The organism is Corynebacterium sp. LK26, assembly GCF_014335085.1.
Taxonomy (GTDB): domain Bacteria; phylum Actinomycetota; class Actinomycetes; order Mycobacteriales; family Mycobacteriaceae; genus Corynebacterium; species Corynebacterium jeikeium_D.
The window spans coordinates 335,526-357,581 of record NZ_PDHB01000001.1 but is presented as its reverse complement, the minus strand read 5'-3'; the positions used below and the strand labels follow the sequence as shown (position 1 = coordinate 357,581).

Annotated in this window: 18 protein-coding genes; 16 read left to right on the top strand and 2 right to left on the bottom strand. The window is 57.3% G+C overall.

Annotated features, from left to right (window positions below):
• Positions 1 to 7 precede the first annotated feature (7 nt).
• From CRD13_RS01570 to CRD13_RS01550, 5 genes are all read left to right on the top strand, one after another.
• On the top strand, positions 8 to 736 hold the full coding sequence (locus CRD13_RS01570; protein WP_048733528.1) for a hypothetical protein: 729 nt from the start codon (positions 8 to 10) through the stop codon (positions 734 to 736).
• Between the two features lie 361 nt (positions 737 to 1,097).
• Positions 1,098 to 1,529, top strand: coding sequence for a 30S ribosome-binding factor RbfA (gene rbfA / locus CRD13_RS01565; RefSeq protein ID WP_016422588.1), 432 nt, complete (start codon positions 1,098 to 1,100; stop codon positions 1,527 to 1,529).
• A gap of 42 nt (positions 1,530 to 1,571) precedes the next feature.
• On the top strand, positions 1,572 to 2,633 hold the full coding sequence (locus CRD13_RS01560) for a bifunctional oligoribonuclease/PAP phosphatase NrnA (RefSeq protein WP_049170820.1): 1,062 nt from the start codon (positions 1,572 to 1,574) through the stop codon (positions 2,631 to 2,633).
• Positions 2,634 to 2,637: 4 nt separating this feature from the next.
• The gene (locus CRD13_RS01555) at positions 2,638 to 4,044 is read left to right on the top strand and encodes an MATE family efflux transporter (RefSeq protein WP_222866609.1); all 1,407 of its coding nucleotides are present in this window, start codon (positions 2,638 to 2,640) and stop codon (positions 4,042 to 4,044) included.
• Positions 4,023 to 4,736: a 4'-phosphopantetheinyl transferase gene (locus tag CRD13_RS01550; RefSeq protein ID WP_187401188.1), complete on the top strand. Its 714-nt coding sequence runs from the start codon at positions 4,023 to 4,025 to the stop codon at positions 4,734 to 4,736. Before CRD13_RS01555 ends, CRD13_RS01550 begins: the two co-directional genes overlap by 22 nt.
• 16 nt (positions 4,737 to 4,752) lie before the next feature.
• Here the strand turns inward: CRD13_RS01550 and truB are convergent, their stop codons facing one another.
• Positions 4,753 to 5,739: a tRNA pseudouridine(55) synthase TruB gene (truB, locus tag CRD13_RS01545; RefSeq protein WP_016422592.1), complete on the bottom strand. Its 987-nt coding sequence runs from the start codon at positions 5,737 to 5,739 to the stop codon at positions 4,753 to 4,755.
• A 64-nt stretch (positions 5,740 to 5,803) separates the two neighbouring features.
• On the opposite strand from truB, the gene CRD13_RS01540 reads away from it, so the two are divergent.
• The 7 genes from CRD13_RS01540 to galK all read left to right on the top strand — a co-directional run bounded on the left by CRD13_RS01540 (position 5,804) and on the right by galK (position 15,757).
• Positions 5,804 to 6,799: a bifunctional riboflavin kinase/FAD synthetase gene (locus CRD13_RS01540; protein WP_042388641.1), complete on the top strand. Its 996-nt coding sequence runs from the start codon at positions 5,804 to 5,806 to the stop codon at positions 6,797 to 6,799.
• A 141-nt stretch (positions 6,800 to 6,940) separates the two neighbouring features.
• Positions 6,941 to 7,210, top strand: a complete 270-nt coding sequence (gene rpsO, locus CRD13_RS01535) for a 30S ribosomal protein S15 (protein ID WP_016422594.1) — start codon at positions 6,941 to 6,943, stop codon at positions 7,208 to 7,210.
• A gap of 506 nt (positions 7,211 to 7,716) precedes the next feature.
• Entirely contained in the window at positions 7,717 to 9,984 is a 2,268-nt protein-coding gene (locus CRD13_RS01530; protein ID WP_222866608.1) for a polyribonucleotide nucleotidyltransferase, read from the top strand.
• 157 nt (positions 9,985 to 10,141) lie between these two features.
• Positions 10,142 to 11,098: an aldose 1-epimerase family protein gene (locus CRD13_RS01525; protein WP_016422596.1), complete on the top strand. Its 957-nt coding sequence runs from the start codon at positions 10,142 to 10,144 to the stop codon at positions 11,096 to 11,098.
• A 278-nt stretch (positions 11,099 to 11,376) separates the two neighbouring features.
• Positions 11,377 to 13,038, top strand: coding sequence for a sodium:solute symporter family protein (locus CRD13_RS01520; RefSeq protein ID WP_187400126.1), 1,662 nt, complete (start codon positions 11,377 to 11,379; stop codon positions 13,036 to 13,038).
• 16 nt (positions 13,039 to 13,054) lie between these two features.
• A complete protein-coding gene (locus CRD13_RS01515; RefSeq protein ID WP_049189429.1) occupies positions 13,055 to 13,336 on the top strand; it encodes a hypothetical protein in 282 nt (93 codons plus the stop codon).
• A gap of 9 nt (positions 13,337 to 13,345) precedes the next feature.
• A complete protein-coding gene (galK, locus tag CRD13_RS11120; RefSeq protein WP_187400128.1) occupies positions 13,346 to 15,757 on the top strand; it encodes a galactokinase in 2,412 nt (803 codons plus the stop codon).
• Between the two features lie 33 nt (positions 15,758 to 15,790).
• Here galK and CRD13_RS01505 read toward each other — a convergent pair whose 3' ends face one another.
• The gene (locus tag CRD13_RS01505; RefSeq protein WP_224784239.1) at positions 15,791 to 17,179 is read right to left on the bottom strand and encodes an MDR family MFS transporter; all 1,389 of its coding nucleotides are present in this window, start codon (positions 17,177 to 17,179) and stop codon (positions 15,791 to 15,793) included.
• A gap of 264 nt (positions 17,180 to 17,443) precedes the next feature.
• On the opposite strand from CRD13_RS01505, the gene dapB reads away from it, so the two are divergent.
• Genes dapB through CRD13_RS01485 form a run of 4 tightly spaced genes read left to right on the top strand, consistent with a single transcriptional unit; the run spans position 17,444 to position 22,014 of the window.
• Positions 17,444 to 18,196: a 4-hydroxy-tetrahydrodipicolinate reductase gene (gene dapB, locus CRD13_RS01500; RefSeq protein WP_187401187.1), complete on the top strand. Its 753-nt coding sequence runs from the start codon at positions 17,444 to 17,446 to the stop codon at positions 18,194 to 18,196.
• A gap of 20 nt (positions 18,197 to 18,216) precedes the next feature.
• Positions 18,217 to 18,969 carry an FAD-dependent thymidylate synthase gene (gene thyX, locus CRD13_RS01495; RefSeq protein WP_016422599.1) on the top strand — a complete coding sequence of 251 codons (753 nt, stop codon included), beginning with the start codon at positions 18,217 to 18,219 and terminating at the stop codon, positions 18,967 to 18,969.
• A gap of 58 nt (positions 18,970 to 19,027) precedes the next feature.
• Positions 19,028 to 19,933 (top strand): 4-hydroxy-tetrahydrodipicolinate synthase, encoded by a 906-nt coding sequence (gene dapA, locus CRD13_RS01490; RefSeq protein ID WP_016422600.1) that lies wholly within the window; start codon positions 19,028 to 19,030, stop codon positions 19,931 to 19,933.
• The gene (locus tag CRD13_RS01485) at positions 19,933 to 22,014 is read left to right on the top strand and encodes a ribonuclease J (RefSeq protein ID WP_049170842.1); all 2,082 of its coding nucleotides are present in this window, start codon (positions 19,933 to 19,935) and stop codon (positions 22,012 to 22,014) included. The genes dapA and CRD13_RS01485 overlap by 1 nt, the downstream gene beginning before the upstream one ends.
• The last annotated feature ends 42 nt before the right edge of the window (positions 22,015 to 22,056 follow it).

Genomic DNA, 22,056 nt, shown 5'->3' with positions numbered 1-22,056 from the left:
ACACTGCGTGAACTTTGATAAGGCGCTCCCTTCGGGGAGCGCCTTTTTGCGTATCGTGTTCGTTATGGGCTTCAAAACTAATCTCTTTGCACTCTCAGATGAACTGCCGCGAACGAATATTTTGAATTATCCTCCTGCGAGCGCAGAGGAGACTCTTGCGCAATTGGACAAGATTTGGCCAGGGAAATTCGCCTTTGATTCCGAAGAAACCATTGAGGATGGTCATAATTGGTACTTCCACGCGGTAGCGTTTGGGCCAACGCTGCTTTTCGGGACCGACGACGTATACGACCTTATTGAGGACCCAGCGTTGGCGAACGATCCTCGCGAAAGTTGGTCACTGTGCATCAATAGTGTTGTCGATTTCTGCCACTATAAGACTCCTACCAGGGAATTAGAAGCAAGCTGCGAAGACTATGATTTTGACATGCAGCGGTTTTTCAGCTCTGGACGACTGTTGGATTTCGAGGTACCGTTCGCTAACGGTGAACACGTCGAGGTACTACATCCGACGGATGTGGCTGAATGGGAACAAACCCATGGCAGTGTGGCGCCCAAGGATAAAAATGGTGAGGTAAGTTACCTTTTCCATCCGCTGGAGCTAGGTAATGCTGCGGTTAAATGGATTTTCGGCATCGAGGGAGAAACACCATTGCAGGACAGTGTGATGGATTCACTGCCTGACTGCTCCCATGTTAATGGGTTACCGATGTACAACTTCGTGGAGCGCCGTTAAGAGCGTACGGGTAGGCTGCGTTTCAGCTGCGCAATTCCGTAGTAGCGACTCCCCATGCCGTCGATGACATCGATGGTGGTGGCAGTGTTGTCGTGATGATTAATGGGTTAATAACAAAGGGCGAGCGTGCGGCGAAGCAATTGACTGCACGCGGTAAACGGGTGCGGGCGAAGTCGCGAAACATGCGGTTCGAAGTTGAGTAGTGTTTTGCGTGTTAGTATTAGCAGTCCTTTGTATTGAACCGTTTTGCCGGATCCCAAATGGGTCTTTGTCAGCGAAGGGGCACTTCAGGCCCCACGCTAAATGGGGTCTAGCTACGAATCGTTACGCACAGGTAGAGATAGATAGGGAGTAGCCAAAAATGGCAGATCCAGCACGCGCGCGCAGGCTGTCCAAGCGTATTCAGGAGATTGTCGCCAGCGCAATTGAGCGTGAGATTAAGGACCGGCGGCTGGAGTTTGTGACTATCACCGACTGCCGCGTCACCGGCGATTTGCACGACGCCACAGTTTTCTACACTGTGCGCGGACGTACGCTCGACGAGGAACCGGACTACGAGTCGGCAGCAGCAGCGCTGGAAAAGGCGAAGGGGCAGCTGCGTTCCCTGGTCGGTCGTGGCACCGGTGTGCGCTACACACCGACGCTGGCTTTTGAGGTTGACACGGTGCCGGAGATTTCCGCGCACCTTGAGGAGCTGCTCGATAAGACTCGCGCGCGCGACGCGGAATTGGCTGAGCAGGCTAGAAACGCAAAGCCCGCAGGCGATGCCAACCCATACCGCGACGAGGAGTAAAACTCTCCACCGGCCACATCTATCGATGAAAGGGGCACCCACGTGACCACTTCTCCGCAGGCTCAGGAGCAGGCAGCTCACCAGCTTTCCCAGGCGATTAATCGCCGCATGTCCAAGCCGATTCAGCAGATGCAGGATATGCTTGCCGACGCCAAGAAGGTCGGCGTCATTGCCCATGTTCACCCCGATGCGGATGCGATTGGTGCTGCATCTGCGATGGTCATGGCACTTGTACAGCGTGGCATTTCGGCTGTAGCCAGCTACGGTGAGAGCGATTTGCCAGCCAAGTCGCTGCTGACCATCCCCGGATGGGAGCGATTTGTCGAGTACACGGACTTGGATGAAGACATTGACACGTGGGTGACTGTCGACTGCGCAAGCCCGGGGCGCCTCGGTGCGCTGGAAGATCGCGTGATGGCCTCCGACCGCGTTATCAATGTTGACCATCACGCGACCAACACTCGCTTTGGGTCCGTCAACATGGTTGACGAACGCGCAGAGTCCTCGACCATGGTGCTCCTGGACTTCTTTGGTGTCTGGGGTATCAAGCTGACCACGCCGATGGCTCATGCTCTCTATGCAGGGCTGTTGACGGACACCGCATCGTTCCAGTTCGGCCATTCCCGCATGCACACTGCAGCGGCGCGCCTGCTGGATAAGGGGCTCAATCCGCGCACGATTGGTGCACAGCTGCTGGAAGAACATCCGTTTGCCTACCTTCCATTCCTGGGCAAGGTGCTTTCCACCGCGACATTGGTGCCCGAGTGGGGCGACGGCGCTGGCCTAATCCACGTCGTCATTGAGCACGACCAGACCGCCGAAGTTGGCCACGATGAGATTGAATCGGTCGTGGACATTGTGCGTACGACTAATGCGGCCGACGTCTGTGCCGTGCTTAAGGAGTATGAGCCAAACCAGTGGGCCGTCTCGCTGCGTTCTCGCGAGCTTGTCGATGTCTCCCAGGTCGCCCTGGAAATTGGCGGCGGTGGCCACGAGCGTGCCGCCGGTCTGACTCGGGAGTGCAGCAAGGATGAGCTGCTGCAGGCCATCCTGGACACCAGCGATGTCGCAGCCCAGGCACGCCGAGGCACGAGCGAGGCCTAGGGGATTGTCGGACTCGCGAGAAACTCAGGAGCGCACTGAGATTGAGCAAACTGGCATAGAGCAAACTGGCATAGAGCGAACCGGCATAGAGCGAACCGGGCACAGTGCGAAGTCAGATGTCAGCTTTCGCGCAATCGTTTCGCTTGCGCTGCCAGCGTTGGGTGTTCTTGCCGCGCCCGCACTCTATGTGCTGCTGGATACGGCTGTCATCGGTCGGCTTGGAGCTGTTCAGCTTGCGGCGCTTGCCGCTGGTTCGACGGTTTTTTCTGTGGTAACTACGCAGCTTACTTTCTTGGCTTACGGCACGACCGCCCGATCAGCGCGAGCCTTTGGCAGGGGCAACGTGGACGAGGCGGTTGAAGAGGGACTGCAAGCGACGTGGGTCGCCATCTTTGTGGGCCTTAGCCTCTTTGCCATCATCGTGGGGTTGGCACCAGTATTTACCGGTTGGTTAGCTCCTCATCCGGAGGTCGCTCATGATGCCGGGCAGTGGTTGCGAGTTGCTGCCTTCGCCATTCCGCTGACGTTGATTGCGCAGGCTGGAAATGGTTGGTTGCGCGGTATCCAAAACACTCGCGCGCCGCTGCTATTTGTGCTCTCAGGCCTTGTTCCGGCCGCCATTGTGATTGTGCCGCTGGTCCGCGCCTTCGGTCTCGAGGGCTCTGCGCTGGCCGTTCTCTTCGGCGAATTGATTACCGGCGGACTGTTCCTCCGCAGTCTTTTCAAAGAGTGCTCTAGCCGCAAGCTTTCCATGCGCCCGAATGGCGCCATTATCAAAAGCCAGCTGGTCCTCGGCCGCGATCTCATCGTTCGCTCCTTGTCCTTCCAGGTAGCGTTCCTCTCCGCCGCAGCGGTTGCTGGCCGCGTTGGGCCGACCACGCTCGGTGGGCACCAGGTCATGCTGCAACTGTGGAATCTGATTTCGTTGGTGCTCGACTCGCTAGCGATTGCTGCACAGACGCTCGTCGGTGCAGCGTTGGGCGGTAGCTCCACGGCCGTTGCCCGCTGGACTGGCAAGCGCGTGACGGTCTGGTCAAGCGTCATTGCCCTCGGCCTAGCGGCTGTTTTCGCAGTAGGTAATGCCAGCATCGTCCGCATTTTTACCGACGCAACAGGCGTGATTGACGCAGTCACCGCCGGACCATGGTGGATTCTTGTCGCAATGATTCCTATCGGCGGTGTCGTCTTCGCGCTCGATGGCGTGTTGCTCGGCGCCGGCGACGCAGCCTTCCTCCGTAACGCCACCGTTAGCGCGGTCCTGTGCGGATTCCTCCCACCGGTCTGGCTGGCGCAGGCATTTGGCTGGGGGCTGACCGGCGTGTGGTGCGGTCTCTTGGCCTTCATGATTCTGCGACTAATCTTTGTCGCTACCCGTTTCCGTGGAGAGAAATGGTACGGCATCAGCGCATGAGTGTGCTTGCCGACGTCCAGGAGTATCTGGCCAGGCATTTGCCCGCCGGTAGCCGGCTAGTTATTGACTCCAATGCCGAGCGTCCGTTTAGTGATGCGGAATTGCAGCAGCTCCGTAGCGCTGAGTTGAGGCTGTCTGATAGTGCAGCACCTGTTCGAATCCGTGATTTCACCCGAGGGCGCCTCGCTGCGCATGAGGCGGTGCAACGGCTAGGAGAGCCTGCCCCACATGGGATTGGCATGTCGACCACCGGAGAGCCGCTGTGGCCGCGAGGAGTCGTGGGGTCAATTAGCCATTGCGACGGGGCCGTGGCAGCCGTGTCCGCGAGCGCTGAACAGCTGCAGGGGATTGGCATCGATGTCGAGGTCGAGCAGACTCTAGAGTTAGGAATCATCGAGGCAGTCTTGCGCACTGACGAAGCACGCCTTGACCCGCTGGTGCAATTTAGCGCCAAGGAATCAATGTACAAACTCTGGGAGCCGATAGTCGGGCAGTGGCTGGACTTCGACGAAGTCTCCGTGCAACCGAGGAAGAAACGGATAGCAGCGCGAGGTTTTTCCCGAGGACTCACAGGGGGACCTTTACAGCTAACGTTTCACCGTGAGATTCCCGGCGCCTTCCGCGGAGTAAAGGGCTTCTGGGCTCGCGGTGCAGGCATCGTTGCAACCGCGGTGTGGCTCGAGCAGTCTTAAAATCCTTGAGAGGTAGTCATAGCGTGGCCGGGCGCACCACGAAGACCGTCTTAGCCCGTTTGCCAGATTCTGTGAGTAGCGCCGGAACCTTTCCCGTTGGTGACACCGCCGCATAGACTCCAGGTTTTCCGATCGGCTCCAGCCACTTGCCCTGAGCCAAATCAGCCGCCTGCTGTTCAGTAATTTCGCGGGTATCAAAGCAACGCAGGCAGGCCTCGTCCAGACTCATCGGCAGCAAGGAAGCGGCGCGCTCCGGGACTGGGCGTCGCATCTCCGCAATTTCTGGATGGGCGGTGTCGAACTGCTCGGCCTTCGCCGTGAGCTCGTCGATAGTCAACGCCTCATCAATAGTGAAAACGCCGGCGGCAGTACGCCGCAGAGCAGTGAGATGACCACCGACTCTCAGTGCATCCCCCAAGTCACGAGCTAGGGCGCGGATGAAAGTGCCGGCAGAGCAGTCGACCTCCACGTCGATATCGATGCACTCCCCGGGGCGCGAAGGATCGGAGTCGTGGCGGATGTCCAGAACCTCATAGCGGGTGATTGTCACTGGGCGCGCAGGGATATCGACCTTCTCACCACGGCGGATGCGCTCGTAGGCGCGGACACCGTCAATCTTCACCGCTGATACCGCCGCGGGTTTTTGCATGATTGTGCCGGTGAACTTCGCAATTTCCGCTCGAACCATTTCATCAGTCACCGATGCCGCCGAGGATTCGGAGAGCAACTCGCCCTCGGCGTCGTCGGTAAGCGTGGCAGCGCCGAGTCGAATGGTGGCTTGGTAGGACTTCGTGTCGGCGTGGACATGTGGCAGGAAACGGGTGCCGCGGCCGATGCCGAGGACGAGCACACCGGTGGCCATTGGGTCGAGGGTACCGGAGTGGCCGACCTTCTTGGTGCGGAAGATGCGACGGAGTTTGCCCACTACATCGTGGCTTGTCCAGCCTTGGGGCTTGTCGACGATGACAATGCCGGAGTCTGCAATCGGATCGAAGTCGGTCATAGACGCAATCCTATGTTGCGCTATATGCGGTGTGTTAAACGGTGACCAGTTACACTGGCTCTTTGTGGAGATTTGGTATGGCTTGGACAATGCACCCGAAGACCTGGGGGACACGGTCGTAACCATCGGAGTGTTCGATGGTATTCATCTTGGGCATAAGCGCCTGATAGCTGCTGCGGTCAGTGACGCTCGCGCTCGTGGCGTGAAGTCGCTGTTGATGACTTTCGATCCCAATCCCGTAGCGCTGTTTGCCCCGGATAAGGTGCCGCCGGCACTGTCCACCGTGTCCCGTCGCGCCGAGCTGGCAGAAGCGGAGGGAATCGATGCCATGCTTGTCGTGCCTTTCGACAAGAACTTCTCCAGCATCCCCGCAGAAGACTTTGTACGCACCGTTGTCCGCGACAAGCTGAATGCACAGGCCGTCTTCGTTGGCCAGAACTTCACCTATGGGCAGAAGGCCGCAGGTACCGCCGAGACTATGCCGGAGCACGGCTGTAAGTGTGGGGTCGACGTCACCATCGTCGACCTTCTCGACGTCACTGCCGCGGACTCGACCGAACGTGTTTCGTCGACACGTATTCGCGGTTTGCTTGCCGACGGTGCGGTGTCCGCAGCCGCCTCGTGTCTCGGGTACTTCTACCGTGTCGATGGTGATGTTCTTCCAGGTCAGGGGCGTGGAGGAGCGCAGCTGGGCTTTCCGACCGCCAATATTGACTTCGCTGAGGGCCTGGCAATCCCGGCTGATGGTGTCTACGCGGCATGGTTCACGGTTCAGCCGACGGCAGCCCGCCCGGAGCCGGACCCGAAGGGCGATATCGAGTTTGGGGTGCGCTACCCAGCGGCCGTGTCGGTGGGCACTAATGTGACCTTTGGAGACACTGATCGAACGGTCGAGGCCTACGTGATTGACCGTCATGCGGACCTCTACGGCACCGCTGGGCAGGTTGAGTTTGTCGACCGGATTCGCGGCATGGAGAAGTTCGACTCGGTCGAGGAGCTCATTGACCGGATGAACCAGGACGTGGCAGACACCGAAGCCATTTTGGCTAAGACCGATTAGCTGTTAAAGTAAAACGTCGGCTGTGACTGCGGTCCACAAGCAGTTGCGAGGAACCAGTTGCCAGACGCTGTTTGGTTCCGGGAAAGCCGAGAATGTGGACTGAAAAAACGACCATAATTTGATTCAAGGAGTTAGATTTACATGGCTTTGAACACTGCAGAAAAGGCTGAGATTCTCAAGGAGTTCGGCCTGCACGAGACCGACACCGGTTCCCCGGAGGCTCAGGTTGCACTGCTGACCGCACGTATTCGTCAGCTGACCGAGCACCTGAAGTTCCACAAGCACGATCACCACTCCCGTCGTGGTCTGCTGCTGCTGGTCGGTCGCCGCAAGGGCCTGCTGCAGTACCTGCAGGACAACGACGTTGAGCGCTACCGTAAGCTGATCGAGCGCCTGGGTCTGCGTCGCTAAGGTTCTCCCTAATGTCTTGTTTGTCAGAGCTTCATTGGTGTAAGTTGCTCTGTTAATTCAAGGCTTTTAAGCTTTTTAGACCCGCCGTTTGGGTTTCCATTGGATGGAAGCTCACGGCGGGTCTTTTTTTGATCACTTGTCGTTGTGGTATTCACTCATCGATGCGCTGTAGCGTGGCCACAAGTGAATCCCTCATCGACATGTGGAGGGGCTGATCGAAGGCGTGCGCATAAGTGCCGGGGCCCCATCGATAAGACACGGTAATTCGTCGATAAGACACGGTAAACCATCGATGAGTCAAGAAAAGTCATCGATAAGTGCCCCCGCCCCGCAAACTCCTAGAACCCCGCGTAGGTGCAAGAACCCAGATGCAGTGAGAGATCTCCGATCCGTCCAATACGAGAACTTTCCGCGTTAGCTGGTAGAATGCGTGACGCAAACGAAGTTCATTCGATCTTTTACAGGCGACATCGATGATCGCCGCTATTTCTAGGAGTAAGAAACCTATGGCCAACAGCAAGGCTGTTGAATTTTTCTTTGATGAGGATTTCGGTATTACCGAGGCCGTTGCCACCATCGACAATGGTGATTTCGGCACCCGCACCATTCGCTTTGAAACGGGCCAGCTGGCTCGTCAGGCCGATGGTTCGGTGACCACCTACTTGGACGAGGAGACCATGCTCCTGTCCACCGTCACCGCTTCCAACCAGCCCCGCGAGGGCTTTGATTTCTTTCCGCTGACCGTCGACGTTGAAGAGCGTATGTACGCCGCGGGCAAGATTCCGGGTTCGTTCTTCCGCCGTGAGGGCCGCCCGTCCACCGACGCCATCCTGGCATGTCGTCTGATTGACCGTCCGCTGCGTCCGACCTTCGTCAAGGGCCTTCGCAACGAGGTACAGGTTGTCGTCACCGTCATGTCCTGGGATCCGAAGGACCGTTATGACGTTGTCGCAATCAACGGCGCGTCAGCTGCAACTCAGCTTTCCGGGCTGCCGGTTTCCGGCGCTGTCGGTGGCGTCCGCATCGCGCTCGTTGCTGATGACAAGCACCCAGAGGGTGCATGGGTCGCTTTCCCGACCGAGGAGCAGCACGAGCAGGCTCTGTTCGAGATGGTCGTCGCTGGCCGTATCGTCACCCGCAAGCGTCGCGGCAAGAACGTCGAAGATGTCGCCATCATGATGGTGGAGGCCGGAGCAGGGGAGACCGTCGTCAAGCGTATTGCTGACGGTGCACCGGCGCCGACCGAGGACATCGTCGCCGCTGGCCTCGAGGCAGCAAAGCCGCACATCAAGGTTCTGTGTGAGGCACAGAAGGGTCTGGCTGAGCGCGCAGCGAAGGAAACGCAGGAGTTCCCGCTGTTCCCGGCATACAGCGATGAGATTTTTGACGCCGTCGAGAAGAAGTCCGCTAAGAAGCTGGCCAAGCTGCTCACCATCCCGGGTAAGCAGGAACGAGATGACGCCACCAATGAGTACATGGAGGACGTCGAGGGGCAGCTGCTGGAGCGCTTCGTATCCGATGATGTCGACGAGCAAGCTGCATCTAAGCAGATTCGCGCTGCATACAACGCAGTGATGAAGCAGATTGTCCGTGAGAAGATTCTCGCTGAGGGCTTCCGCATCGATGGTCGCGGTGTCACCGACATTCGTGACCTGGGCGTTGAGGTCGGGCTGATTCCGCGTGCCCACGGCTCTTCGCTGTTTGAGCGCGGCGAGACCCAGATTCTGGGTGTCACCACTTTGGACATGCTGAAGATGGAGCAGCAGATTGACTCGCTGACTCCTGTTACCTCCAAGCGCTACATCCACCACTACAACTTCCCGCCGTACTCCACCGGCGAGACCGGTCGTGTTGGCTCTCCGAAGCGCCGCGAGATTGGTCACGGGGCACTGGCTGAGCGCGCTCTGCTGCCGGTCGTGCCGTCCCGCGAGGAATTCCCGTACACCGTTCGCCAGGTCTCCGAGGCTCTTGGATCCAATGGTTCGACCTCCATGGGCTCGGTCTGTGCTTCGACTCTGTCGCTGTACAACGCCGGTGTGCCGCTGAAGGCTCCGGTTGCCGGTATCGCCATGGGCCTGGTTTCCGGCGAGGTTGACGGTGAAAACCGCTTCGTCGCACTGACCGATATTCTCGGTGCCGAAGACGCATTCGGTGACATGGACTTCAAGGTCGCTGGTACTGCGGACTTCATTACCGCACTGCAGCTGGACACCAAGCTCGACGGTATTCCGTCGAAGGTTCTGGCCGATGCTCTGTCCCAGGCTCGTGATGCACGTCTGGCCATCCTGTCCACCATGGCTGAGGTCATCGAGTCTCCGGACGAGATGAGTGGTCTCGCTCCGAAGATCACCACCGTTAAGGTTCCGGCTTCGAAGATCGGTGAGCTCATCGGTCCGAAGGGCAAGACCATCAACGGCATCACCGAGGAAACCGGTGCTGATATCTCTATCGAGGACGACGGCACCGTATTTGTCTCGGCAACTTCCGGTAAGGCCGCGGACGCTGCAATCGAGCAGATTAATGCGATTGCTAACCCGCAGTTGCCGAAGGTCGGCGAACGCTACCTGGGCACTGTCGTGAAGACTGTCGCTTTCGGTGCTTTCGTCTCCCTGACTCCGGGCCGTGACGGTCTGATTCACATCTCCAAGCTCGGTGGCGACAAGCGCATCGAGAAGGTCGAGGATGTCATCAATGTCGGCGACAAGATTCAGGTCGAAATCGCTGATATCGACAACCGCGGCAAGATCTCGCTGGTTCCGGTCGAAGACAACTAATGCTTGACGACGGAGGATGTGCTGTAGGTAGCCTCCGACAACGCGAGTAGCGAGGGCGCGGTTAGGTCACAAATTGACCTAACCGCGCTTTTGTTTTGGGTTAATCTCGGCTTTCGAAGGGATTAATCTTCGAACCCACGTGGAAGGTGATTTGCGCATGCAACTTGTCGCGCACGATCATGAATTCATTGACATTGCGGCCGGTGACTATGTCGCAAGTATTTCCCAGTTCGGTGGTGGTCCGAGATCACTGGAGTACTGTGGCCTGCCACTGCTGACTGACTATCCCAAAGGGTTCAATCCACCGTTGTCCGCAGGTACGCTCCTGGCTCCGTGGCCGAACAGGGTCGCTGACGGAGTATTCATCTTTGATGGGGAAGTACATCGGCTAGATATTTCGGAGCCGTCCCGGGCGAATGCTATTCACGGGTTTGTTGCAGATCGCGTTTGGTCTGTGGTCGATTCTGATGACAGCAGCGTCACCTTGGGCGTGGAAGTTGAGCCGCAGCCGGGCTGGCCTTGGGAACTCGGTCTGACCGTGCGTTGGCAAGTCACAGCCTCAGATGGCCTATCGGCGGAGTTCACAGTGCATAATCGCAGCGATAGGGAGTGCCCGTTTGGTCTGGGCTGGCATCCCTATTTAAGCGCGTTGGGCGCTGACTTCGGCAGTTGCACACTGCGGTTGCCCGTTGATAAAAACCTGCCACTGGAGCCAATTCGAAACTTGCCCGCCGGCCCAGCAGTGCCAGCCGAGACGGTGGTTCCCAGCCTTCGAGAGGGAGTATCCCTGGATGGACTGTGGCTGGATCACTGCTTCTTTGCTGCCGAGGAGACAGCGGGGAGTGACTCGCCGCGCCGTCGTGAAGCGCATTTGGTTGGACCAAATGGCAAGGGTGCTGTGCTCTGGGCCGATGATGAATTCCGCTTCTTCCAGGTCTATGTTGCGGACGCCGGACGACGAGAAGGATTTCCTGGGCACGGGAATGCGATTGCGGTGGAGCCAATGACATGTCCGCCGGATGCGCTACGCTCCGGTACCGGTTTGCTGCGAGTTCAGGCTGGAGAGACAACAACTCTTGCCATGGGACTGCGCGCGGAAACGGGCGGAAAATAGTTTTCCCAGCGCAGAAGAGTGCAGCCCCCTCAATCGGGTTAAAACCTTCTTAATTAATTCACCTGGAATTAAGAATGGAAAATACACTTGGGGACGAATGTAAAAGAATAGGTCTTCCTTTTGTTCCGGATAGTGGCTATCTGGCCCCACACTTCGGGGTAGGTCGAGCCACTTTCACGGCCTTGATGGGCGTGCACCAGCCAGGTGCCGAGAAAAAGAAATCCCAATTCGTGCATTTCCTGAATACGTTTTGACTCCCTAATTGTGAGGAGGCCGTCGTGATAGTGGCGCAATCAGCCCTACGGCTCGAGGCATCATGGGTGGATTACTCCATTGTTGCCCTATACTTCCTATTCGTCCTAGGCATTGGCTGGGCTGCACGAGCCAAAGTGTCCAGCTCCATTGACTTCTTCCTCTCTGGGCGCTCACTGCCGGCTTGGGTGACAGGGTTGGCGTTCGTCTCAGCCAACCTAGGCGCAGTGGAAATCGTCGGTATGTCCGCAAATGGTGTGGAATACGGTTTCCAGACCATGCACTACTTCTGGATTGGTGCGGTTCCCGCCATGGTGTTCCTGGGCATTGTCATGATGCCCTTTTACTATGGCTCCAAGGTTCGCTCAGTACCAGAATTCATGCTGCGTCGTTTTGGTCCCGGAGCGCACCTTGTCAACGCGATTTCATTCGCCGTCGCGCAGCTGCTCATCGCGGGTATCAACCTTTTGCTGCTGGCCAAAGTGGTCAATGCGCTACTCGGCTGGCCACTGTGGCTGACATTGGTCGTCGCTGCAGTCATTGTGCTGTCCTACATCACGTTGGGCGGACTGTCCGCAGCGATTTACAACGAGGTACTTCAGTTCTTCGTGATTGTCGCAGCTCTATTGCCACTGACTCTAATCGGTCTGCACAGCGTCGGCGGCTGGTCGGGGCTTAAGGAAAAAGTTGCCACTGAATCGCACTTCCACACCTGGCCGGGCACGGATATTTCTGGTTTTGACAACCCGGTAGTTTCAGTCATCGGATTGGTATTCGGTTTGGGATTCGTGCTGTCCTTTGGCTATTGGACAACGAACTTCGTGGAGGTTCAGCGATCCATGGCAGCCGATTCGCTGTCGGCCGCACGCAAGACTCCAATTATCGGCGCGTTTCCAAAGATGTTCATTCCGTTCATCGTGGTGCTGCCGGGCATGATCGCCGGCGCGACTGTCGCACCCATCATGGATCAGACTGCCAAGCCTAACGACGCAATTCTGTACCTAATGAGAGATTTGCTTCCCAACGGCCTGCTGGGCATCGCTATTGCAGGGCTACTAGCAGCCTTTATGGCAGGTATGGCGGCGAATATCTCCGCGTTCAACACAGTCTTTAGCTACGACATTTGGCAGACCTACGTCGTCAAAAATCGAGCAGATGATTACTACCTCAAGGTTGGTCGTATCGCTACCATTGGCGCGACCGGCATCGCAGTGTTCACCGCATTGATTGCCGATAATTTCGGCAACGTCATGGACTACCTGCAGACGCTATTCGGCTTCTTCAACGCACCGTTGTTCGCTACCTTCCTTATCGGTATGTTCTGGAAGCGCATGACGCCGACAGCAGGTTGGACGTCTCTGCTCGCAGGAACGGGTGCTGCGATTTTGTACTGGTACATCTCCGAGTTCACGTCGGCAAACGCAACTATCTTTGAGCTGCCGGGGCAGGGCACTGCGTTCGCTGCCGCCTCCGTGGCATTCGTCGTCGATATTGTGGTGGCTGTGGTCGTTTCGCTCATGACAACGCCGAAACCCGATGAGGAGCTGGTGGGCTTCGTCAAGTCCGTCACGCCGAAGGCTCACTTCACAGACGCTGCTGAGGCAGAGCTGCCATTGTTACAGCGAACTGTTCCGCTGGGTATTTTGTGCCTGGTGATGGCCGTAGTTCTTAACATCGTTTTCGCATAGGAGCTAGTGAGAAATCATGTCACGGACACACAACAATTCAACTGTAGAAGCGACTATCAGCACGGGTAATAAGAAAGCAGGTGCCTTTGACATTCGCAATGTCATTGGGGCGCTGCTTGGTCTTTACGGCATCATTTTGCTGCTGTCGTGGCTGTTCCTCGATCCTGGAGTTAACCCGGAGACCAGTGTTGCCAAAGAGCCGATGTATAACCTGTACAGCGGCATAGCCCTGCTTCTCTTTGCAATCGTTTTCTATACCTGGGCAAAACTGCGCCCAACGGTTGTCGAAGAATCATAAGGAGTAAAAATGACAACCGATGACCAGCATTCTCACGCTTTTTCGGTAACGCGCACTACGCTTGCCGACGGTCGCGAGCTAATCTACTTCGACGATGAACCGGACTATGTCTCGGGCAAAAAGACTCGAAAGTTAACCGACGAACGTGATTTGCCACAGGCGATTACGGAGTCGGAGCTGCGCCAAGATCCGCTGACGGGTGAGTGGTACTGCTACGCGGCGCACCGCATGAACCGCACCTTTATGCCTCCTGCTGGTGAGAACCCACTAGCTCCGACGCTGCCGGGACAACTTCCCACAGAGGTGCCTGCCAGTGACTACGACGTGGTGGTTTTTGAAAACCGCTTCCCTTCGCTTTCCATGCACATGGAAGTTCCGGATGACTTTGCCCAAACTGTCGACGGCGCCGAGATTTTCCCGCGGAAGCCGGCCTTGGCTCGGTGTGAGGTTGTCTGCTTTACCCCGAATGTTTCGGACTCCTTCCGGGATCTGACCTTTACTCGTGCTCGCACCGTTATTGAAGCGTGGGCGCACCGCACTGCGGAACTCAGCAAGCTCGAAGGTGTGAGGTTGGTGTTCCCCTTTGAAAACAGGGGCAAGGAAATTGGGGTAACGCTGCAGCATCCTCATGGGCAGATTTACTCGTACCCGTATCTGCCCCCACGTGCGGCAGCCATTGTTTCACGCGCGAAAGCCCACTTCGAAACCACCGGTCGTGACCTCTTTGAGGATGTCCTGGAGGCCGAAAAGGCTTCAGGTCGACGGATCATCGCAGAAGGGGAGTACTTCACCGCATTCGTCCCAGCTGCAGCTAAGTGGCCAGTCGAAGTCATGATTATGGCTAACCGCGCTGTCGGTGGTTTTCAGGAGCTGACCGATGCGGAGAAGGACGAACTGACAGCAATGTATCTTGACCTGCTGCGACGTATTGACCGATTCTTCCCCGGCATCGACAAAACGCCGTACATCGCAGCATGGAACCAAGCTCCGGTAGGCGAGGATCACCAGTTTGGCCGCCTCCACCTGCAGCTCTATTCCATGATGCGCTCTGCAGGACGCATGAAGTTCCTCGCGGGTTCAGAGTCCGGGCAAGGAGCCTGGATTTCGGACACGACCCCGGAGGCAATCGCTGACCGCTTCCGGGAAGTTGGCCAGACTCGCTGGCTTCCCACTCGCTCCCATAAACAGGCGGTATCTGACGTAACTGAGCAATTCCGCCGCAGTTTCGGTTCGGAACCACAGGGCGTCTTCCGCGCCCCAGGCAGAGTCAACCTGATTGGCGAGCATGTCGATTATGCCGGTGGTATCTGTCTGCCATTCGCGTTGGCACAGAGTACTTTCGCAGCGGTGGGTGCCCAGGCTGCTGGTGACTCGTGGACAGTGCGAGTTGTTTCGGACTTGATGGACAAGGACGACGTCGCAGACGGTGACAAGCCGGTTGCTATCGCAATGTCCGATGTCGGTCCGAACTCTCCTGCAAATTGGACGGGATACGCAGTTGGCACTATCTGGGCTATGCGTGAGGCAGGGCTGTTGCCCGCGGATTGTCCAAGCCTTGACATTGCGATTTCCTCCGATGTTCCGATCGGTTCCGGGCTCTCCAGCTCCGCCGCTCTGGAGTGTTCTGTCGGCGTTGCAGCCTTTGAGCTCGTCCACGGGCGCGCACCAAACGATGAAGAGCAGCAGGGAATTGTTGAGGCGGCTATCCGCGCAGAAAATGAGGTCATTGGTGCCTCTACCGGCGGTCTGGATCAGCGTATTTCCATCAAGGGCAAGGAAAACCACGCACTGGTGATTGATTTTGCGAAGAGTTCTGACCAGCTTGTAAAGGCTGCTTTCGCAGACGAGGACCTAGAGGTTTTGGTAATCAACACCAACGTTCGGCATAGTCTCTCGGATGGTCAGTATGCGACGCGTCGCGGAATCATCGATGCCGTGACAAATGGTCTTGGGGTATCTGATTTCCGCGGTCTGGATGATGCAGTTGGTGCTGCTATCAATTGGGCGAAGGAGAACGTCCCAGCTGAGGCAGATAGGGATCAATGGGTTGATACCGTGGCGCGCCGAGTACGTCACGTTGTTACCGAAATTGACCGGACGGCACAGGCGATTGAAAAGCTTTCCGAGGGGGACTTCGAGGCCTTTGGCACGTTGATGGTGGCAAGCCATCTTTCGCTGAGGAATGACTACGAAGTTTCCTGTCCAGAGCTGGATCTTGCTGTGGACGTAGCGCTTGAGCAGGGGGCGCTTGGTGCCCGAATGACTGGCGGTGGCTTTGGCGGCAGTGCCATTGCGCTGCTGCCACACGACCGTGTCAGTGCTGCAGCGAATGCAGTTGCGTCGGCCTTCCGTGACAGAGGAATGCCGGAACCGGAGTTTTTCGTTGGAAATCCCGGGCCGGGAGCAAGCCGCCTAGTTTAGGCGGTATTCCCCCCCCCGGTCTTGGGGGGGGGGCTACTGTAATGCAATCTTCTTCCGCTGCGGCTTGAGCAGCGTGGTGAGGAAGATTAGCACCACGGCAAATCCCGCGGCGGTAAACATCGCAATGCTATAGCCACGAATCAAGTCGTCGGCGGCAGGAGCTGCTGCACCAGTGCCGGACAGGCCAGTGGCAATAACAGCTGACAGCGCCACAAACAGTGCGGTACCGACAGCGCCGGCAACCTGCTGTAGCGTGTTCATGATTGCTGAGCCATCCGGGTAGAGGCGCTTCGGAAGATCACCAAGACCGAATGTGAACAGCGGAGTAAACAGCAGCCCCAGGCCAATCTCAAGGACGATGTGGCAGGCGACAATCCACCATAGCGGAGTCGATGCTGAGATGAAGCCGAGCCCGAAAAGACCGAGGGCAAGGACAATGGAGCCGGGAATTGCCAGTGGGCGCGGACCATAGCTGTCAAAGAGCCGGCCGACAGCCGGTCCCATCAGACCCATAACCAGTGGACCAGGCATCACAATCAAACCAATAGTCTTGACGTCGACACCTCGCAGATTGAGGTAGAGCGGCAAAATGATGATCACACCGAACATCAGCATGAAACCAATGGTCAGAATGATTGTGGACAGCCTAAAGCTCTTTGTGCGGAAGGTTCGAAGATCCAGCAGAGCTCGGTTGTGCGGTGCCAAACGGCGCTGGCGCATGATGAAGAACACCAACAGCACGATGCCGACTGCGCACAGGATTCCGTCGATAAGCGAAAACTCTGCGCCCACGCGGCTCAGCGCGTACACCAGCGGACCGAATGCGCCGGCACTGAGGAACACCGAGAGGATATCGATGGACTTCGCGGAGTTTTCCTCAATATTGGGAACGAGAATGACACCCACTACCAGCACAATTAGGCCGAGCGGCAACATCGTGTCGAAAAGCGCATGCCAATTGTTATTGGCAATCTCCAGAATGAGACCGGAGATGGTCGGTCCGATAGCAGGCGCGACAGCGATGACCACGCTCATTCGTCCCATCATGCGCCCGCGCTCATGCTCCGGTACTACGTTGAGCACCGTGGTCATCAGCAGCGGCAGCAGCACTGCGGTACCGGACGCTTGGACAATGCGTGCGAGCAGAACGATCGCGAAGTTTGGCGCGAAAGCACCGATGAGAGTGCCCACGACGAATAGTCCTTGACTGACCGCGAAAAGAATGCGGAACGGCACTGCCGAAATGAGAAATCCAGTGACCGGAATGACAACTGCCATGGTCAGTAGGAACGATGTTGTCAGCCAGCCTGCGGTAGCTGCGCTGATTCCGAGGTCCGCCTTGACGACGGGAATTGCGACGCTCATGACCGTCTCGTTCAAGATAGCCATGAATGCCGCAGCTAGTAGCACGTAAATGGCCATATAAGCACTTTTGGGCGCATCGGCCTGTGGTGCCTCCGAACTTGGGCTGAGTTCGGAATCTTCAGATTCAGAAACCAATTGAAGTCTCTTTCTATATATCGGTACAGAAATAGGTAATTGTCGAAGACATGGAATCTTAGCGCAACAAAAACCCCGTCGTAAGTCGACAAAAAGGCAAAGCGGACGGGGGCATTGGCACACAAGTTGGCCAACACATTCTAAGGTAAGGGAGAAAGATAAACCCGTTGGGAAAGGACAATAGCTGTGAGCAATATCAAGGTCGGCGTACTTGGCGCCAAGGGCAAGGTAGGGTCCACCATCTGCGAGGCAGTTGAAGCCGCCGACGATTTGGAGCTGGCAGCGGGTCTCGACTCTGGCGATGACCTGAATGAACTTGTCACCGCTGGTGTGCAGACCATTGTTGACTTTACTCAGCCCGACGCTGTGATGGGCAATCTTGAGTTCTGCATTAAGAATGGCATCAACGCCGTCGTGGGTACTACGGGCTTTACCAAGGAGCGCCTCGATCAGGTGCAGCGCTGGCTTGACGACGCCGCCGGTGAGGCCAATGTTCTTATTGCACCGAACTTCGCAATCTCCGCGGTACTGACGATGAAGATGGCGGAGCTAGCCGCTCCGTACTTCGATTCCGCTGAAGTTATCGAAATGCACCACCCTTTTAAGAAGGATGCCCCCTCGGGCACCGCTATCCACACTGCTGAGGCTATTGCTCGTGCTCGCAAGGAAGCCGGCATGGGGGAGCAGCCGGACGCCACTGAGCAAACTCTCGATGGTGCTCGCGGTGCTGAGGTCGAGGGCATTCCGGTGCACGCAGTCCGTATGACCGGTTCGGTGGCTCACGAGACCGTTATCTTCGGTGCAGAAGGGCAGTCGCTCACCATCAAGCAGGACTCCTACTCGCGCACCAGCTTCGTACCAGGCGTTCTGCTGGGTGTGCGCAAGATTGAGGATTTTCCGGGCCTGATTGTGGGACTGGAGCCGTTCCTGGGACTTTAATGGCCGGGAGTTAACTGAAAATGTCTGAAAATGTCACTCTCAAGGCGCAGCTAATCGCCGCGACCAACTTCTTCCCGCCGGAGGACATCGACTTTGATAGCGATGCCGATGGTGGGGAAGCATTGATTGAGTTCTCCGGCAGGGCTTGTTATGAAACGTGGGACAAGCCCAATCCACGAACGGCGACGAATAGGGGATATCTGCGACATGTGCTTGAGGTAGGCCACACCTCACTTTTTGAACACGCAAGTGCAAGCATCTATGTTCGTGGGCTGTCGCGCTCGTGTGCACATGAACTCACACGGCACCGCCACTTTTCCTTTTCGCAGTTGTCGCAGCGGTTTGTGCCGGCCAGTTCCAACAATGTTGTGGTTCCTCCCGCAATTGCGGAGGACCCGGATCTGTTGCGAGTTTTCGAAAGCGCGGTTGATCAGTCCCGTTTCGCCTATGGTGAGTTATTAGACGCACTGGAAGAGAAGTGGGCCGACGAGCCCAACGCTATCTTGCGGCGAAAGCAGGCACGCCAGGCAGCCCGGGCGGTTTTGCCCAATGCCACCGAAACTCGAATCGTGGTTACTGGTAATTTCCGGTCTTGGCGCCACTTCATTTCGATGCGTGCGACTGAGCATGCCGATGCTGAAATTCGGGAGTTGGCAGTGGCTTGCCTGCGGGAGCTGCAGCGCTGTGCCCCTGTTGCTTTTGGGGATTTTGAGATAAACACTCTGAAGGATGGGTCGGTCGTCGCGTCGAGTCCTTACGCCTTCGAGGGGTAATCGCACGTACAGTGTGAAGATATAGTCGATTGAGATTTTTAAGAAAAGGTAGTCAACAATGAGCACAGGAATTGCGTCAACTCGCGGTGCTGACATTTTCGGCACCGTCGCCGTAGCTATGGTGACCCCTTTTGATAAGGACGGAAACCTCGATGTCAAGGCGGGTGTGCAGCTCGCTGGTCATCTTGTAGACGGTGGCTGCGATGCACTCATTCTGGCCGGTACTACCGGCGAGTCGCCTACTACGACGGTTGAGGAAAAGCTTGAGCTTCTCCGAGCTGTCCGTGCAGAGATGGGTGACGAGGTTAAGCTCGTGGCCGGTGCCGGCACCAATGACACGGCCGGGTCCATCGAGCTGGCAAAGGCTTCTGTGGAGGCGGGCGCGGATGCGCTGCTCGTCGTCACGCCGTATTACTCCAAGCCGTCCCAGGAGGGGCTGTACCGTCACTTTACGGCAGTGGCTGACGCAACCGAGGCGCCGGTGTGTTTGTATGACATTCCGCCGCGTTCGGTTATTCCGATTGAAGTTGATACCATTTACCGGTTGGCGGAGCACCCGAGAATCCAGGCTGTTAAGGACGCCAAGGGGGATTTGGGAGCTGCCGCCGGCATTATCGCTAATACTGATTTGGCGTGGTACTCCGGTGACGATGTGCTGAACCTTCCGTGGCTGTCTGTTGGCGCCACCGGGTTTATTTCCGTTATTGGACATGCAGCCCCGCAGCTGCTGGCTGAGGTGCGCTCTTGCTTTGACAAGGGAGACCTTGCTGGTGCGCAGGCTGCCCACGCGAAGATGACTCCGCTGTTTGCCGCTCAGGCTGCACTTGGCGGTGTAAGTTTTGCTAAATCCGCTCTGCGTCTGCAGGGCATTGAGATAGGAGATCCACGCTTGCCGCAAATTGCAGCAAATGACCAGCAGCTTGAGGTGCTTGAAGAAGCTATGCGGAAGGCAGGTGTTCTGTAGTGGCTGAAGGACGCAATCGCGCCCGCAAGGTAACTCGTAAGGCTGGTCCGCCTTCCGAGTCCGACGTGGCTGCAGCAGAGCAGTCCAATAACTCTGCATCCAAGGGCTCCGACAAGGGTGGAGCTAAATCCAACGGCTCGAAGTCCTCGCAGCGTTCCGGTGAGCGTAAGAACTCCGGTAACGCTAAGAAGTCCCAAGGTTCTTCGAATTCTTCCAACCGCGGTTCCCGCGGTGGTCGCGGCGGCCGTGGAGGTAACCGCGGAAATAGTTCGAGGGGTGGCCGTGGCGGACGCGGTGGCAACCGTCGTAACGTAGTCCAGTCGATGCAGGGTGCAGACTTGACGCAGCGTCTTCCTGCACCGCCGAAGGCCCCCAAGGACGGCCTGCGCGTGGTTGCACTGGGCGGTATTTCCGAAATCGGTCGCAATATGACCGTGTTGGAGTACAAGAACCGCCTGATCATCGTCGACTGCGGCGTGCTGTTCCCGAGCTCGGATGAGCCGGGTGTTGACCTGATCCTGCCTGACTTCTCCTACATGGAAGACAAGTGGGATCGCGTGGAAGCTCTCGTGGTCACCCACGGTCACGAGGACCACATCGGTGCTATCCCTTGGTTGCTCAAGCAGCGCGCGGACATCCCGATTATTGCTTCTCGCTTTACCCTGGCACTCATTCAGGCCAAGACACAGGAGCACCGTCAGCGCCCGAAGGTCATCGAGGTCAACGACACCAGCCACATTCAGCGTGGTCCGTTCGATCTGCGTTTCTTCAATGTCAACCACTCGATTCCGGAGTGCCTTGGCATCGTCATTAAGACCGGAGCTGGCATGGTCGTCCACACCGGTGACGTGAAGATGGACCAGACCCCGCCGGACGGAAAGCCGACTGACCTGCCGGCGCTGAGCCGCTACGGTGATGAGGGAATCGACCTCTTCTTGTGTGAGTCCACCAACGCTACGATTCCGGGCTTCTCGGGATCCGAGGCGGAGTTGGCTCCAACTCTGCGCCGTCTGATTATGGATGCCAAGCAGCGCGTTATCGTCGCGGCCTTCGCATCGAATGTTTACCGCGTGCAGGCGGTCATCGACGCAGCTGTTAAGGCTGGCCGCAAGGTTGCCTTCAACGGTCGCTCTATGATTCGCAACATGCGCATCGCGCAGGAATTGGGGCTGCTGACCGCTCCGGAAAATACCATTGTGGAAATGAACGAGGCCGCTCGCATGGCGCCCCACAAGGTCGTGCTGGTGACTACCGGTACGCAGGGTGAGCCAATGGCTGCGCTGTCTCGCATGGCCCGCCGTGAGCACCGTCAGATCACCGTCCGTGATGGCGACCTGATTATCCTCAGTTCTTCGCTGGTACCCGGTAACGAAGAGGCAGTCTTCGGCGTTATCAACATGCTGGCCCAAATTGGTGCCACGGTTATCACCGGTAAGGATGCGAAGGTTCACACCTCCGGTCACGGCTTTGCCGGCGAGCTGCTGTTCCTCTACAACGCAGCTCGTCCGTCGAACGTCATGCCGATTCACGGTGAGTGGCGCCACCTCCGTGCCAACAAGGAGCTGGCTGTGTCCACTGGTGTGAAGCCAGAAAACGTTGTCCTGGCTCAGAACGGTGTGGTTGTCGACCTCGTTGACGGTCGCGCTCGTGTAGTTGGCCAGGTTCCGGTCGGTAACCTCTACGTCGATGGCGTCACCATGGGTGACGTCGACGCTGACGTGCTGGCAGACCGTGCTGAAATGCGTGAAGGTGGTCTTATCACCGTCACAGCCGTCATTGATAACCGCACTGGCCGCCCGTTGGAGAAGCCACGGGCTCAGGCTCGCGGTTACTCGGACGACGCCAAGGAAGTGCTCGAAACCGTCGAGCAGGTCGTTGACGATACTCTCTTTGACCTGGCTGGCAGTGGCGAGAACAACCCGTACCGTATGGCTCAGGAAGTTCGTCGCCGCACCGAGCGTGTCATTAACCAGAAGTGGCGTCGCAGCCCGATGGTTGTTCCGACAATCGTGCCGATGTCCTCTGAGGCAGCCGAAGAGGTTACCGATGAGGAAATCCAGGAGTCGCGCGAAAGTATCTAAATTTCTAGAGCGTCTTTTAGCGTAAGAGCCCGCATCCACCTA